This is a genomic window from Burkholderia sp. JP2-270 (assembly GCF_003233675.1).
GTDB classification, from domain to species: domain Bacteria; phylum Pseudomonadota; class Gammaproteobacteria; order Burkholderiales; family Burkholderiaceae; genus Burkholderia; species Burkholderia pyrrocinia_C.
In genome coordinates this window covers 2,718,421-2,733,624 of record NZ_CP029824.1, presented here as the reverse complement: position 1 = coordinate 2,733,624, position 15,204 = coordinate 2,718,421, and the positions used below count along the sequence as shown (strand labels likewise).

12 protein-coding genes, 2 pseudogenes and 2 riboswitches are annotated in these 15,204 nt (G+C 69.4%); of the genes and pseudogenes, 10 read left to right on the top strand and 4 right to left on the bottom strand.

Annotation, left to right across the window (positions count from 1 at the left end):
• Positions 1-216 precede the first annotated feature (216 nt).
• The 3 genes and pseudogenes from DM992_RS12930 to DM992_RS42700 all read left to right on the top strand — a co-directional run bounded on the left by DM992_RS12930 (position 217) and on the right by DM992_RS42700 (position 2,068).
• On the top strand, positions 217-1,380 hold the full coding sequence (locus DM992_RS12930; RefSeq protein WP_111017104.1) for a M20 aminoacylase family protein: 1,164 nt from the start codon (positions 217-219) through the stop codon (positions 1,378-1,380).
• Positions 1,381-1,478: 98 nt separating this feature from the next.
• Positions 1,479-1,721 (top strand): annotated as a pseudogene (locus DM992_RS12925) (type II toxin-antitoxin system ParD family antitoxin); the annotation flags it as partial.
• Between the two features lie 125 nt (positions 1,722-1,846).
• Entirely contained in the window at positions 1,847-2,068 is a 222-nt protein-coding gene (locus DM992_RS42700; protein ID WP_239511281.1) for a type II toxin-antitoxin system RelE/ParE family toxin, read from the top strand.
• Between the two features lie 37 nt (positions 2,069-2,105).
• Here the strand turns inward: DM992_RS42700 and DM992_RS12915 are convergent, their stop codons facing one another.
• The 4 genes from DM992_RS12915 to cobA are packed head-to-tail and all read right to left on the bottom strand — an operon-like array spanning position 2,106 to position 5,233.
• Entirely contained in the window at positions 2,106-3,410 is a 1,305-nt protein-coding gene (locus DM992_RS12915) for a cobyrinate a,c-diamide synthase (protein ID WP_111017103.1), read from the bottom strand.
• A gap of 2 nt (positions 3,411-3,412) precedes the next feature.
• Positions 3,413-4,015 (bottom strand): cob(I)yrinic acid a,c-diamide adenosyltransferase, encoded by a 603-nt coding sequence (gene cobO, locus DM992_RS12910; RefSeq protein ID WP_034184156.1) that lies wholly within the window; start codon positions 4,013-4,015, stop codon positions 3,413-3,415.
• Between the two features lie 34 nt (positions 4,016-4,049).
• A complete protein-coding gene (locus DM992_RS12905; protein ID WP_111017102.1) occupies positions 4,050-4,427 on the bottom strand; it encodes a cobalamin biosynthesis protein in 378 nt (125 codons plus the stop codon).
• A complete protein-coding gene (gene cobA / locus DM992_RS12900) occupies positions 4,424-5,233 on the bottom strand; it encodes a uroporphyrinogen-III C-methyltransferase (protein WP_204356083.1) in 810 nt (269 codons plus the stop codon). The genes DM992_RS12905 and cobA overlap by 4 nt, the downstream gene beginning before the upstream one ends.
• Positions 5,234-5,342: 109 nt before the next feature.
• Positions 5,343-5,580, bottom strand: a riboswitch (cobalamin riboswitch).
• Positions 5,581-5,705: 125 nt separating this feature from the next.
• A riboswitch (cobalamin riboswitch) is annotated at positions 5,706-5,970 on the top strand.
• A 186-nt stretch (positions 5,971-6,156) separates the two neighbouring features.
• On the opposite strand from cobA, the gene DM992_RS12895 reads away from it, so the two are divergent.
• The 7 genes and pseudogenes from DM992_RS12895 to DM992_RS12865 all read left to right on the top strand — a co-directional run bounded on the left by DM992_RS12895 (position 6,157) and on the right by DM992_RS12865 (position 15,177).
• Positions 6,157-7,215, top strand: a complete 1,059-nt coding sequence (locus tag DM992_RS12895) for a HoxN/HupN/NixA family nickel/cobalt transporter (protein ID WP_111017101.1) — start codon at positions 6,157-6,159, stop codon at positions 7,213-7,215.
• A gap of 26 nt (positions 7,216-7,241) precedes the next feature.
• Entirely contained in the window at positions 7,242-8,321 is a 1,080-nt protein-coding gene (gene cobW, locus DM992_RS12890) for a cobalamin biosynthesis protein CobW (RefSeq protein ID WP_111017100.1), read from the top strand.
• A 6-nt stretch (positions 8,322-8,327) separates the two neighbouring features.
• Entirely contained in the window at positions 8,328-12,137 is a 3,810-nt protein-coding gene (gene cobN, locus DM992_RS12885) for a cobaltochelatase subunit CobN (RefSeq protein ID WP_111017099.1), read from the top strand.
• Positions 12,134-13,204: pseudogene (locus DM992_RS12880) on the top strand (ATP-binding protein); the annotation flags it as partial. The gene cobN and the pseudogene DM992_RS12880, both read left to right, overlap by 4 nt.
• A gap of 231 nt (positions 13,205-13,435) precedes the next feature.
• The gene (locus tag DM992_RS43510) at positions 13,436-13,888 is read left to right on the top strand and encodes a magnesium chelatase (RefSeq protein ID WP_343212419.1); all 453 of its coding nucleotides are present in this window, start codon (positions 13,436-13,438) and stop codon (positions 13,886-13,888) included.
• Positions 13,889-13,979: 91 nt separating this feature from the next.
• Positions 13,980-14,432: a YaiI/YqxD family protein gene (locus DM992_RS12870; protein WP_072440986.1), complete on the top strand. Its 453-nt coding sequence runs from the start codon at positions 13,980-13,982 to the stop codon at positions 14,430-14,432.
• Positions 14,433-14,604: 172 nt separating this feature from the next.
• Entirely contained in the window at positions 14,605-15,177 is a 573-nt protein-coding gene (locus DM992_RS12865; RefSeq protein WP_111017098.1) for a DUF1993 domain-containing protein, read from the top strand.
• Positions 15,178-15,204 lie beyond the last annotated feature (27 nt).

The window sequence follows — 15,204 nt, the reverse complement described above, 5'->3', positions numbered from 1 at the left end:
CAGATCCTCATACACGGAAAATCGATGCGGAGCGCACAGTTTCGTATGTCCGGATCGTGGGCGACAGTCGTCCGGATAACCGGTTTACGCTTATCGCGCAACGTGCCCGATGCGGCAACCATGGGTTGTCACCGTAACGACTTTCCGTCTTCACGGTTGCCGGCGAGCCGACTATCCTTGCCTGCACATTCCCCACCGCACACAGGAGACGACACCGTGACGCACAGCGTGATTCCCGCAGGCCTCGCCGACGAAATGATCGAGATTCGGCACCGCATCCATGCTCATCCCGAACTGGGCTTCGAGGAATTCGCGACGAGCGACCTCGTCGCGGAGCAACTGCAGTCGTGGGGCTACGCGGTGCATCGCGGGCTCGGCGGCACGGGTGTCGTCGCGCAGTTGAAGGTGGGCAGCGGCATCCAGCGCCTCGGCCTGCGCGCCGACATGGACGCGCTGCCGATCCACGAGGCGACGGGCCTGTCGTACCAGAGCACGATCGCCGGCAAGATGCACGCATGCGGCCACGACGGCCACACGGCGATGCTGCTCGCGGCCGCGAAGCATCTCGCGCGCGAGCGCTGCTTCTCGGGCACGCTGAACCTGATTTTCCAGCCGGCCGAGGAAGGGCTCGGCGGTGCGAAGAAGATGCTCGACGAAGGCTTGTTCAAGCGGTTCCCGTGCGACGCGATCTTCGCGATGCACAACATGCCGGGCTTCCCGACGGGCAAGTTCGGTTTTCTGCCGGGGCCGTTCATGGCGTCGTCGGATACCGTGGTCATCGACGTGCAGGGCCGCGGCGGCCACGGCGCGGTGCCGCACAAGGCGGTCGATCCCGTCGTCGTGTGCGCGCAGATCGTGCTGGCGTTGCAGACGATCGTGTCGCGCAACGTGTCGCCGCTCGACATGGCGATCGTCACGGTCGGTGCGATCCACGCGGGCGACGCTCCGAACGTGATCCCCGACCGCGCGCAGATGCGCCTGTCGGTGCGCGCGCTGAAACCGGAGGTGCGCGACCTGCTCGAGACGCGCATCAAGGAAGTCGTGCATGCGCAGGCGGCCGTGTTCGGCGCGACCGCGACGATCGATTACCAGCGCCGCTACCCGGTGCTCGTCAACGATGTGGAGATGACCGCGTTCGCGCGCAACGTCGCGCGCGAGTGGGTGGGCGATGCGAACCTGATCGACGGGATGGTGCCGCTTACCGGCAGCGAGGATTTCGCGTTCCTGCTCGAGAAGCGGCCGGGCTGCTACCTGATCATCGGCAACGGCGACGGGGAGGGCGGCTGCATGGTGCACAACCCGGGCTATGACTTCAACGACGCTGCGCTGCCGACGGGCGCGTCGTACTGGGTCAAGCTGGCCGAGGCGTTCCTGGTGTGACGGAGGACGCGATGCATGCTGCGCGGTTGTCACAGCGTCCGAATACGACATGTACCAAACTTCGGTATGTGTTGATCGCCTTGAAAAGGAGGGGTTTCATGTCGCGAAATACACCCGCTTCCCTCGGCGATCACTTCGCCGAATTCATCGACGCTCAAGTGCAATCGGGGCGATACGCTTCTGCAAGCGACGTCGTGCGAGCCGGTTTGCGGCCCCTCGAGCCGCACGAAACGCAAATGCGCGTGTTGCAAGAAGCGTTGAAGGCCGGTGAGGCATCAGGGGTGCCCAAGCCATTCGACAGCGAGGCCTTCCTGGTCCGCACGCGGGTCACGCATGACGGTCAAAGGCAGGCAGCTTCGGCTGAAACCGCTGGCCGAACTCGATCTCGAAGACATTTGGCGTTATACCCGCGAGCATTGATCGCACGAGCAGTGCGGACCACTACCACCGTGATCCGATCGGGACGATGGAAGCGCTGGCGCGCGGGAAAAAGGCTGGCCGGACTTGCATTGTTCGGGACGGGTATTTCCGGTACGCAGCGGGTTCCCACGTCGTGTTCTATCGCGAAACAGATGACGCGCTCGATGTGATTCGGGCCCTGCATCAGCGGATGGATATCGAACGACATCTGTGGCCGCGCACGTCGAGTGGCGTGATCGTCGCAAAGTGCCCCGCAATCCCGGCATGACTTGTGCCGTCTCGATCCGGGCGCAGCATCGAGCAATCTAGAACGCTTCTCCGCTGAACAACGCCACGACCGCATCTGGATTCGACGGCCAGTACATGTGCATGTACGTTGCGATAATCGAGCCGCTGCGATAGACGGCTTCGCCGCTGCCCGGCGCACCGTCGGGGCGCGTGGCGTTCGCGACGGGTTCCAGCGGCGTCGCGAGCCGCGAATAATGAAACGTATGGCCGCGCATCGGCCCGGTGCGCGTATCGAACTGCTGCATGCCGAGTGCCGCGAACCGGCGCTGCATCGTTGCCTGGCCCGGCAGCAGGCCGAGCATCGGCGTCGTCGAGCCGTCCACGTCGGTCAGCGATTCACACAGATACACCATCCCCCCGCATTCCGCGACGATCGGCCGGCCTGCGGCCGCATGCGCGCGAATCGACCGCGCGGTTTCGGCATTCGCCGCGAGCGTGGCCGCATGCAGTTCCGGATAGCCGCCCGGCAGGAACAGCGCGTCGCAATCGCCCGGCACCGGCTCGTCGGCGAGCGGCGAGAAGAACCGCAACTGCGCGCCGAGCGCATCGAGCAGCGTGAGATTCGCCGGATAGATGAACGAGAACGCCGCATCGCGCGCGACCGCGATCCGCTTGCCGGCGAGCGCACGCGGCAGCGGCGTCGCGACGTCCGGTTCCGCGAACGCGACGGCAGGCGGCAATTCGGCGAGCGCCGTCTGCTCGAGCACGTCGGCCGCGCGCTCGAGCCGCGCCTCGAGGTCGTCGATGTCGGCTGGCTGGTGCAGGCCGAGGTGCCGCTCCGGCAGCGCGATGCCCGCATCGGCCGGCACGTGGCCGAGCCAGCGCAGGTCGGCGGGCAGCGCCTGTTGCAGCAATTCCGCATGCCGGGCCGAGCCGACGCGGTTCGCCAGCACGCCGTGAAACGGCAGCCCCGGCCGGAACCGCGCGAGCCCGAACGCGATTGCCGCGAAGGTCTGCGCCATCGCCTTCGCGGAAATCACCGCGACGACCGGCACGCCGAACGCGGCCGCGAGGTCGGCACTGCTCGGCGTGCCGTCGAACAGCCCCATCACGCCCTCGATCAGGATCAGGTCCGCATCGCGCGCGGCATCGGCCAGCAGTGCGCGGCAGCCGGCCTCGCCGACCATCCCGAGGTCGAGCGCATGCACGCTCGCGCCGCTCGCGCGTTCGAGCAGCATCGGATCGAGAAAATCGGGCCCGGTCTTGAACACGCGCACGCGGCGGCCGAGCCGGCGGTGCAGCCGCGCGAGGCCGGCCGTCACCGACGTCTTGCCCTGGCCGGACGCGGGCGCGCTGACGAACAGTGCGGGGCAGGCCGGCACGCTCAGAACTCCACGCCGCGCTGCGCCTTCACGCCTTGCTCCTTGTACGGATGCTTGACGAGCCGCATTTCGGTGACGAGATCGGCCGCGTCGATCAGCGCATCGGGCGCGTGCCGCCCGGTGACGACGACATGCACCGACTCCGGACGTGCGACGAGCGTCGCGAGCACTTCGTCGAGCGGCAGGTATTCGTACTTCAGCACGGTGTTCAACTCGTCGAGTATCACCATCCGGTAGTCGCCGCTTTCGATCATCCGGCGCGCCTCGTCCCAGCCCTTGCGCGCCGTCGCGATGTCGGCGTCGCGGTTCTGCGTGTTCCATGTGTAGCCGTCGCCCATCGTCACGAAGTCGCATTCGGCGACCGCGCCGAGGAAGTCGCGCTCGGACGTGTGCAGCGCGCCCTTGATGAACTGCACGACGCCGAGCCGCATGCCGTGGCCGAGCACGCGCACGGCCATGCCGAACGCGGCCGTGCTCTTGCCCTTGCCGTTGCCGGTGTGGACGATCAGCAGGCCTTTTTCATGGGTGGCGGCGGCCTGCTTCTTCTCGTGGCCGGCGCGGCGGCGTTCGGCCATCCGCTGATGGGATTCGGAGTCGGTCTTCATCGGGAATCGTCCTGTCGAAAGCGAAAGAAAGGGTTCAGAGCGGGCCGGCGAGTGCGACCGTCACGCCGTTCCGGATGGATTTGGGGCCCAGCAGCCGGCCGTGCGGTGCCGCGAGCTGCGCGCACGGCTCGGCCACGCCCGCGACGCCGAAGCGCGCGAGCGCGGCGTCCGACGGGCCGCTCGCGGCCAGTTCGGGACGGCTCGCGAGTTGCGCCGCGTCGAACGCGACGAGCGGCCAGCCGCGTCGCGCGCACAGCGTGCGCAGCGCGCGGGCACGCGCCTTGTCGGCGAGCGTCGCGACGAGCGCCGGTTCGGCGGCCGGGTAGAGCGCCAGCGCCGCGCGGATCGCGGCATCGAGTTGCGCGGCCGTCACGCCCGCGCGGAAACCGACGCCGAGCGCGACGCGCATCATGCGCTGCCGCCGAGCGCCGCACGCACCGACGGATCGTCGGCAAGCGCCGCGACGCGGCCGATTACGACGATCGCCGGCGAACCGATGCCGGTCGCGCCGACGCGTTCGACGACGGTGTCGAGCGTCGCGAGCACATGCCGCTGTTCGGGGCGCGTCGCGTTCTCGATCGCCGCGCACGGCGTATCGCCGGGCAGGCCGCCGTCACGCAGCGCCGCCGCAATCGCGTCGAGCCGGCGGATGCCCATATAGATCACGATCGTCATGCGCGTGGCCGCAAGCGCGCGCCAGTCGGGCTCGTCGGCGCCCGCGCCGTGGCCCGTGACGAAGATCACGCCCTGCGCGTCGCCGCGCTGCGTGACCGGAATGCCGAGCGCGGCCGGCGCGGCGATGCCCGAGGTGATGCCGTTCACGACCTCGACCGGGAAACCGGCCGCACCGAGCGCGGCCAGTTCCTCGCCGCCGCGGCCGAACACGAACGGATCGCCGCCCTTGAGCCGCGCGACGCTGCGGCCGGCGCGCAGGTGCGCGAGCATCGCGGCAACGATCGCTTCCTGCGGCGTCGACGCATGACCGCCGCGCTTGCCGACATGCTCGATGTGCGCGTCGGCACGCGCATGGCGCAGCACGTCGGGGTTCACGAGATCGTCGACGAGCAGCACGTCCGCCGCGCCGATCGCGCTCACGGCCTTGAGCGTCAGCAGGTCGGCGTCGCCGGGGCCCGCGCCGATGAGCCAGGCGCGGCTCATCGCGCGCGGCACGGCGCGCACCGTGTCGAGACAGTGGAAAGGGGAAGGCGGGCGGCACATCGGCGGCCGGCGAGCAGGCAATGCATGACGGATCGGGCGAAGCCCGCGCGAACGCGGGCGGAATGCGCACCCCATCCGTCCCCCGCGGATCGGGCGTTCGGCGAGCATCGGGCTCGCCCCTTGCGTCGGCCGGTATCCGGGCTGGCCGCTTGCCAGGCCGCGGCCTTCCCGCCCGGCTGACGGGCAGTGGCATCGTGGGCGGCATGGGCGCGTGCGCGGGGAAGCGCGTCGCGCGGGCGGCGTACCGTTGCGGGGACAGCACAGGCCGGGCGGTCGTCCGCCTCCTGTTTCCCGTTTAACTGCATGCGCGGAATGCGCATGCGAGCACCGAACGCGGCGCTACGATAGCACAGCGGTACGCCCGCGCGAACCCGCCGCGACGATGCCGGAAGCGGCCTCCGGCGTGGCGCCGCGGCCATGCAAGACGCCGTTCGGAAAGCCGCGCCGCCTTGACGCTCCCGCCCCCGACGCCTACACTCGCACGCGTTTTGGTGCTCGCGCGCGCCCTCCGGCGCACGCAGTTAAACGGGAAACAGGGAGCCTGCCTGCGTCGCAGTCGAGCCAACCTGTGCTGCCCCCGCAACGGTAAGCGAACGCATCGTGCCCGCCGCGATGCAGCGCCGCTTCGCCGCATGCCGCGCGCATGCGGACGACCGCCACTGGATGCCCTGCGCATCCGGGAAGGCGAAGCGGCGTGTTCGTCAGCCCGGATACCGGCCTAAACGTTGGGGTTCAGCGCCGCGGGGAGGCGGCGCATCGTCCACGGCCGCAGCATGCCCGACACCCGAGCGTTTCCCGATTCCCGTCGTCCGACCGCCCGTGCGAGCGCGCATGATCCGGCCCGATGAAGGGCCGGACCGCGCGGGGCGAGCCGCGACGGCCGTGTTGGCATTCTTCATGTCGACCGTTCGCAAAGGAGCGTCATGCTCGATTCGCTGTTTCGCCTGTTCAACGACAGCCCGTCCGGGCTGCGCGGCAAGATCGTCGCGATCTATGCGCTGCTGCTCGCGTTCAACGCAGGCGCGTGGATCTGGGCGTTCGCCGCCTTCCACGGTCAGCCCGTGCTGCTCGGCACCGCGCTGCTCGCATACGTGTTCGGGCTGCGCCATGCGGTCGACGCCGACCACATCACGGCCATCGACAACGTCACGCGCAAGCTGATGCAGGAGGGCCGCAGCCCGCTCGGCGCGGGCCTGTTCTTCTCGCTCGGCCACTCGACGGTCGTGATCGTGATGTCGGTCGTGGTCGCGCTCACGGCCGCGTCGCTCGCGCGCTTCGAGAGCATGAAAGCGTGGGGCGGCGTGATCAGCACGAGCGTGTCGGCGTTCTTCCTGCTGGTGCTCGCGATCGCGAACCTGCTGATCCTGATTTCCGTCTACCGGACGTTTCGCGCCGCACGGCGCGGCGAGCCGATCGTCGACGCCGATCTCGACCTGCTGCTGAACCAGCGCGGCGTGCTCGCGCGCCTGTTCCGTCCGCTGTTCCGGCTCGTGTCGCGCAGCTGGCACCTGTATCCGGTCGGGTTCCTGTTCGGCTTCGGCTTCGACACGGCGACCGAGATCGCGCTGTTCGGCATCTCGGCGGCGCAGGTGCAGGGCGGCCTGTCGTTCTGGTCCGTGATGGCGCTGCCGATGCTGTTCACCGCCGGCATGACGCTGGTCGACACGACCGACGGCATCCTGATGATGGGCGCGTATCGCTGGGCGTACGTGCGGCCGATCCGCAAGATCTACTACAACATGACGATCACCTTCGTGTCGGTGCTGGTCGCCGCGCTGATCGGCGGCATCGAGGTGCTCGCGCTGCTCGCGGACAAGCTGTCGCTGCAGGGCCCCGTGTGGGGCTTCGCGTCGATGGTGGCGTCGCACTTCGGCATGCTCGGCTACGTCGTGATCGGCCTGTTCCTCGCATGCTGGCTCGTGTCGGCCCTGATCTACCGGTTAAAGCGCTACGACGAGATCGACGTGACGATCTCGGCCTGACTCCCCCTTACGACCCTGGATATTCCATGACTCTACGCAAGCTGCCCGTCACGATCGTCACGGGCTTTCTCGGCAGCGGCAAGACGACGCTGATGCGCCACATCCTGCAGCACGCCGAAGGCCGCCGCATCGCGGTGATCGTCAACGAATTCGGCGAGCTCGGCATCGACGGCGAAATCCTCAAGGGCTGCGGCATCGGCTGCGACGACGCGCAGGACGAAGCGTCGGGCCAGCTTTACGAACTCGCGAACGGCTGCCTGTGCTGCACCGTGCAGGAAGAGTTCTATCCGGTGATGGAAGCGCTCGTCGAGCGCCGCGCTGACATCGACCACGTGCTGATCGAGACGTCGGGGCTCGCGCTGCCGAAGCCGCTCGTGCAGGCGTTCAACTGGCCGACGATCCGCAACAGCTTCACGGTGGATGCGGTCGTGACCGTCGTCGACGGGCCGGCTGCCGCGAGCGGCCAGTTCGCGGAAAACCCGCAGGCAGTCGACGCGCAGCGCCGTGCGGACCCGAACCTCGACCACGAATCGCCGCTGCACGAACTGTTCGCCGACCAGCTGTCGTCCGCCGATCTCGTGATCGTGAACAAGGCCGATCTCGTCGGCGACGCGCAGTTCGCGCAGATCGAAACCGCGATCCGCGAAGAGATCCCGCCGCAGGTGAAGATCGTGCGCGCGACGCGCGGCGAGCTCGACCTCGCGATGCTGCTCGGGCTCGAATCGGCGTCGGAAGAAACGATCCACCTGCGCCACGACCATCACGGCTCGGCCGACGACGGCGATCACGATCACCATCACGACGATTTCGATTCGGTGGTCGTGTCGGGCGACGCGGGCTCGCGCGAAGCGACGATCGCCGCGCTGCAGCGCGTCGTCGAAGCACACACGATCTACCGCGCGAAGGGCTTCGCCGCGCTGCCCGGCGCGCCGATGCGGCTCGTGATCCAGGGTGTCGGCCGCCGCTTCGACAGCTATTTCGACCGCCGCTGGCAGGACGGCGAAACGCGCGCGAGCCGTTTCGTGCTGATCGGCGAGGATCTCGACGCGGCCGCGCTGCAACGCGCGTTCGACGCCGCGTGCGCGGCCGAACCGCAACAGGCGTAACGCACGATGCATCTGCTGCGCACCACGCCGGGCGGCTTCGTCGACGATACGCAGGGCGTCGTCCGGATCGACCAGCAACCGGCCGACATCGTGATCCTGAGTTCGGCCGACACGACGCTGTCGCTGCTCGCGAGCGTCGTGCCGCAATTGCCGGCCGGCTTCCCGAGCGTGCGGCTCGCGAACGTCACGTTCCTGCGGCAGCCGGCGTCCGTCGATTTCTATGTCGACGACGTGCTGCGTCATGCGAAGACGGTCGTGATCGATCATCTCGGCGGCGAAGCATACTGGCCGTACGGGATCGAGCAGGCCGTGTCGCTCGCGTCGAAGCGTGCTCAGCAGCTCGCGATGTTCTCGGGCGACCTGCAGGAAGACCCGAACCTCGTCGCGAAGAGCACGGTCGCCCCCGACCTGTGCCGGCTGTGGTGGCGCTACCTGCGCGAAGGCGGCGTGCACAACGCCGAAGCACTGCTGCGCAGCATCGCCTTCCATACGCTCGGCTTCGGCGACGAACCCGAGCCGCCGCGTCCGCTGCCGGCCGCCGCGCTGTATCACCCGGCGCGCGACCGCGCGAGCGTCGACGACTGGCGGCCGCGCTGGACGCCCGGCGCGCCGGTCGTCGCGATCCTGTTCTATCGCGCGCACTGGCAGGCCGCGAACACGGCCGTGTTCGACGCGCTGGCCGACGCACTCGTTCAGGAAGGGCTGAACCCGCTGCCGATCGCGGTGACGTCGCTGAAGGACGCGGTGAGCCGCGAGGTCATCACGCAGCTCTGCGACATGCACGGCGTGGCGCTCGTGCTGAACACGACCGCGTTCGCGGCCGGCGCGATCGATGCCGCCGAGCCGGACGTGCTCGCCGGCGACGCGCCGGTGCTGCAGGTGATCCTGTCCGGCGGCAATCGCGACGCATGGGTGGCCGACAACCAGGGCCTGCATGCGCGCGACATCGCGATGCACATCGCGCTGCCCGAGGTCGACGGGCGCATCGTCACGCGCGCGGTGAGCTTCAAGGGGCTCGCCTATCGCTGCCCGCACACCGAGGTCGACGTCGTGCGCTACCAGCCGGATGCGGAGCGGATCGCGTTCGTCGCGGCGCTCGCGCGCGGCTGGTGCCGGCTGCGCACGCTCGACAACGCGAGCAAGCGCATCGCGCTGATCCTCGCGAACTATCCGCAAAGCGAAGGGCGGATCGGCAACGGCGTGGGGCTCGACACGCCGGCGTCCGCGCTGCGCGTGCTCGCGGCGCTGCGCGATGCGGGCTACGCGGTGGCCGACCTGCCGCCCGACGGCGATGCGCTGATCGCGCGGCTTACCGAAGGCGTGACCAACGACGCGGCCGTGCATGCGCTGCGCCCGGCGTTCCAGAGCTTCGCGCTGGCCGACTACGTCGCGCATTTCGCGCGGCTGCCGGCGGCCGTGCGCGCCGCGCTGAACGAGCGCTGGGGGCCGCCCGAAGCCGACCCGACGCTGCGCCACGGGCGTTTCACGATCGCAGGCTGGCGCGCGGGCAACGTGTTCGTCGGCATCCAGCCGTCGCGCTCGCGCGGCGAGAACGACTATGCGAGCTACCACGACGCGGATCTCGTGCCGCCGCATGCGTATCTCGCGTTCTATTTCTGGCTGCGCGATGCGTATCGCATCGACGCGGTCATCCATCTCGGCAAGCACGGCAACCTCGAATGGCTGCCGGGCAAGAGCGTCGCGCTGTCCGACGCATGCTGGCCCGACCTGACGCTCGGGCCGCTGCCGCACCTGTATCCGTTCATCGTCAACGATCCGGGCGAGGGCAGCCAGGCGAAGCGCCGCGCGCAGGCGGTGATCGTCGATCACCTGATGCCGCCGCTCACGCGCGCGGAAAACTACGGCCCGCTGCAGGATCTCGAGCGGCAGGTCGACGAATACTACGAAGCGCTGATGGTCGATGCGCGGCGCGCGAAGCTGCTGAGGAAGACGATCCTCGCGACGATCGCCGAACACCGGCTGCACGACGAACTGAGCGTATCGCCGCCGCGCGACGCGGGCGACGAGGATGCGCTGCTGACGCGCGTCGACGCATGGCTGTGCGAATTGAAGGAAGCGCAGATTCGCGACGGGCTGCACGTGTTCGGCGTGTCGCCGGCCGATCGTCAGCGGCGCGATACGCTGCTTGCGCTCGCGCGCTTTCCGGTCGGCGACGGCAAGGGCGAGCGCGCGGGGCTGATCGGCGCGCTCGCGCGCGACCTGACGCTCGGCGACGATTTCGATCCGCTGTCGGCCGACTGGGCCGCGCCGTGGGCCGGCCCGCGGCCGGCGATCCTGCAGGCGCTCGATGCATCGCCGTGGCGCCATGCGGGCGATACGCGCGAGCGGCTCGAACGGCTCGCGCAGCAATGGCTGGACGGGCTGTGCGCGACGGTATCGGGTGACGCCCATACCGATGCGACGCCGCCCGGCGAATGGCCGCATACGCTCGCGGTGATCGAACGCGTCCGCTCGACGCTGATGCCCGCGCTCGACGCATGCGGCGGCGAGGAAATGCGCCAACTGCTGCGCGGGCTCGACGGCCGCTTCGTGCCGCCGGGGCCGAGCGGCTCGCCGTCGCGCGGCCGCCCCGACGTGCTGCCGACCGGGCGCAACTTCTACTCGGTCGACACGCGCGCGGTGCCGACGCAGGCCGCGTGGTCGCTCGGCCTGAAATCCGCGCAGCAACTGATCGAGCGCCATCTGCAGGATCACGGCGACTATCCGCGCGCGATCGGCTTGTCCGTGTGGGGCACGGCGACGATGCGCACGGGCGGCGACGATATCGCGCAGGCGTTCGCGCTGCTCGGCGTGCGGCCGAAATGGGCGCACGGCAGCCATCGCGTGACCGATTTCGAGATCCTGCCGATCGAGATTTTCGACCGGCCGCGCATCGACGTGACGCTGCGCGTGTCGGGCTTCTTCCGCGACGCGTTCCCGAACCTGATGCACCTGTTCGACGCGGCCGTGCAGGCCGTCGCCGAACTCGACGAACCCGAGGAGCTGAACCCGATCCGCGCGCGCATCGAGCGCGAACGCGCGAAATGGATCGCGCAGGGCGTGGCGCCCGACGAAGCGCGGCGCCGCGCCGGCTGGCGCGTGTTCGGCGCGCGGCCGGGCAGCTACGGCGCGGGCCTGCAGGACCTGATCGACCAGCGCCGCTGGCAGACCGACGCCGATCTGGCAGAGGCCTACCGACAGTGGGGCGGCCATGCTTACGCGCAGAACAGCGCGGGCGACGCCGCGCCCGACGTGTTCGGCGAGCGGCTGGCGACGATCGACGTCGTCGTGCAGAACCAGGACAGCCGCGAGCATGACATCCTCGATTCGAACGACTACTACCAGTTCCAGGGCGGCATGACGGCGGCCGTGCGGCACCTGTCGGGGCAGCAGCCGAGCATCTACCACGGCGACCATGCGAATCCGGTCGCGCCGAAGATGCGCACGCTGCGCGAGGAGATCGCGCGCGTGATCCGCTCGCGTGTCGTCAACCCGAAATGGCTCGACGGCGTGAAGCGCCACGGCTACAAGGGCGCGGCCGAGCTGGCCGCGACCGTCGACTACCTGTACGGCTATGACGCGACCGCGCGCGTGCTGTCAGACCACCAGTACGCGCTCGTCGCCGACGCATACCTGTTCGACGACGACACGCGCGGGTTCCTCGAACGGCACAACCCGAAGGCGCTGCACGGCATCTGCGAACGCTTCGTCGAGGCGATGCAGCGTGGCCTGTGGCAGCAGCCGGGCGACTATCGCGAGCGGATCGAAGCGGTCTGGCTCGAAAGCGAACAACTCCAGGAAGGAGGACGGCGATGACCGATCCGACGCTGCACCGCGAGCGCGCGGTCTTTCCGTTTGCGGCGCTCGTCGCGCAGGACGCGTTGCAGCAGGCGCTGCTGCTCGCCGCGATCGATCCGTCGCTCGGCGGCGTGCTCGTGAGCGGCCCGCGCGGCACCGCGAAATCGACCGCCGCGCGCGGCCTCGCGGAACTGCTGCCCGAAGGGCAGTTCGTCACGCTGCCGCTGTCGGCGAGCGACGAACAGGTGACGGGCACGCTCGATCTCGCGCATGCGCTGGCCGAAAACGGCGTGCGCTTCCGGCCGGGCCTGCTTGCGCGCGCGCATCTCGGCGTGCTGTATGTCGACGAGGTGAACCTGCTCGCCGACGGGCTTGTCGATACGCTGCTCGACGTCGCCGCGAGCGGCGTGAACATCGTCGAGCGCGATGGCGTATCGCACGCGCATGACGCGCGCTTCGTGCTGGTCGGCACGATGAATCCCGAGGAAGGCGAACTGCGTCCGCAGTTGCTCGACCGCTTCGGGCTGATGGTCGAGCTGGAGAACTGCTTCGAGGCCGCGCAACGCGAGCGGATCGTGAAGGCGCGGCTTGCATTCGATCTCGATCCGGACGCGTTCCGCGCGCGTCATGCAGCCGCGCAGCGCGAACTCGGCGACCGGATTCATGCGGCGCGAGCGCGGCTGGCGATGCTCGATTTCGACGATGCGGTGCATGCGCGCGTCAGTGCGCTGTGCATCGACGCGGCCGTCGACGGGCTGCGCGCCGATCTCGTGATGCTGCGCGCCGCGCGCGCACTCGCCGCGCTGGAACAGGCCGACGCGGTGACGGTGTCGCATGTGGAGCGCGTGGCCGAAGCGGTGCTGCGGCACCGGCGCCATGCGGGTACGCCGCCATCGTCCGGCGCGCCGCAGCCGGACCGCGAACGTGACGATCGCTCGCCGCCGGATGCGCGCCAGCGGCCGGAGAACCAACCGGGAGCGACGAAGAACGATACCGCCGCATCGCAGGGCGACTGGGGCTACCTGCCGCCCGAACCCGCCGGGCTGCGCGACGTGAAAAGCGTCGTGCCGCTGCCGCTAAAAAAAACGCTGAGCCATCGAGCCGGCGCCGCCGCGAACACCGTTCGCGGTCCTCGATGGCAATCAGGCGCAGCCTCGCGCGTGCCGGGCACGGCGCGCGCCGGCACGGCCGTTGCGTGGCCCGCGACGCTCGCCGCGAAACGCGGCGATTCGCTGCACCTCGGCCATCTGCGCTTCCGGAAGCGGGCCGGCAGGCCGCACGCGCTGCATTGCTTCGTGCTCGACTGTTCGGCGTCGATGCTGTCGCACGACCGGCTCGCGCTGGCGAAGGGGCTGATCGTCGCGTATTTCGATCGCGCGGCGCGCGACCGCGTCGAAACCGCGCTGATCTGCTTCGGCGGCAACGGCGCCGCGCGGCGCTTCGGCCCGGCCGTGCCGCGCTGGTGGAATGCGCGCTGGCTCGAACCGGTCGACGGCGGCGGCGGCACGCCGCTCGCGGACGGCATCGCGGCCGCCGCGCAGCTGCTCGCGCGCGAAGCGCGGCGTGCGCCCGACAAGCAGCGCTGGCTGTGGGTGCTGTCTGACGGCCGCACGCGCGAGATGCCGGCGAAACCCGCGGCGGCCGATCACGTCGTGTTCGTCGACTTCGACGACGCGGCCGTGCGGATCGGGCAGGGCGTGCGGCTCGCCGATGCGTGGGGCGCGCAGTGGGTGATGGCCGATGCGCTTTGCATGGGCCTCGCGGGCTGATCGGGCCGACCGGGCGGCGTGCCGGCGCAAGGCCGCGGCCGGCGGTGCGATATGATCGCCGCTTCTGCTTCTCCCCATTGGAAAACCCGCCATGCAAGTACTGGTCGATGCCGACGCGTGTCCCGCCGTCATCAAGGACATGCTGTTTCGCGCCGCGCGTCGTGCCGAAATCCGCGTGACGCTGGTCGCGAACCAGTTTCTGCGCACGCCGCCGTCGCCGTTCATCAAGGCGGTGCAGGTGCCGGCCGGCTTCGACGTGGCTGACGCGCGCATCGTCGAGCTGGCCGAGGCCGGCGACCTCGTGATCACCGCCGACATCCCGCTGGCCGCCGCCGTGCTCGACAAGGGCGCGCATGCGCTCGACCCGCGCGGCAACTGGTTCAGCCGCGAGAACATCGAGGAACGCCTGTCGACGCGCGCGATGATGGATCAGTTGCGCAGCACGGGCATCGACACGGGCGGGCCGGCGCCGTTCAGCGCACGCGACGGCAAGACGTTTGCATCGCAGCTCGACCGGTTCCTGGCGCGATACGGCAAGCCGTAAGGCCGCGTTTCGGCGACCACGCGCAATCGATCGTTCCGCATACGGAAACGCTCGCACGCGCCATGCGGCAATGCGTCGAATCTGCATCGGATCGTGTGCGCAGCCCAGGTCGGAATGCAGGTGTCAGCCGACGCTGCTATCGTGGCGCGAACCACCACACAGGAGCACACGCGTGTCACCGACCCAACTTCTCGTTCCGACGTTTACCCAGATGCTGCGCGCGCAGTCCGCGTGGCTCGACAAGGCTGTCGCGCACCGGCAGGCCGCGGGCGGCGAGCCCGATGCGGCGATGACGCTGAAGCTGACGGCCGACATGTATCCGCTCGCCGCACAGGTGCGATTCTCGTGTTTCCAGGCGATGGAGCCGGTCTACCGGCTGCGCGGCGAGGCGCTGCCGGCTGCGCTGCTGGCATTGCGGGAGGCCGGATGGAACGCGGATGCGCAGCCCGGCTCGCTGAGCGACGCGCAGGCGATCATCGCGGGCACGCTCGCGTTTCTCGGCGAACTCGCGCCGGATGCGCTCGATGGCGGCGCCGCGCTGCCGATCGCGCTCGAACAGCCGAACGGCATTGCGTTCGACATGACGGGTGAACAATACGCGCGCGACTGGGCGCTGCCGCAGTTCTACTTCCACGCGATCGCCGCTTACGCGATCCTGCGTCATCACGGCGTCGAACTCGGCAAGGCCGACTACGTGCCGCACATGCTCGCGTACGTGCGGCCCGGCACGATTCCGCAAGGGTGATTGGCGAGCTGGCCGGCAGGCAGCGAA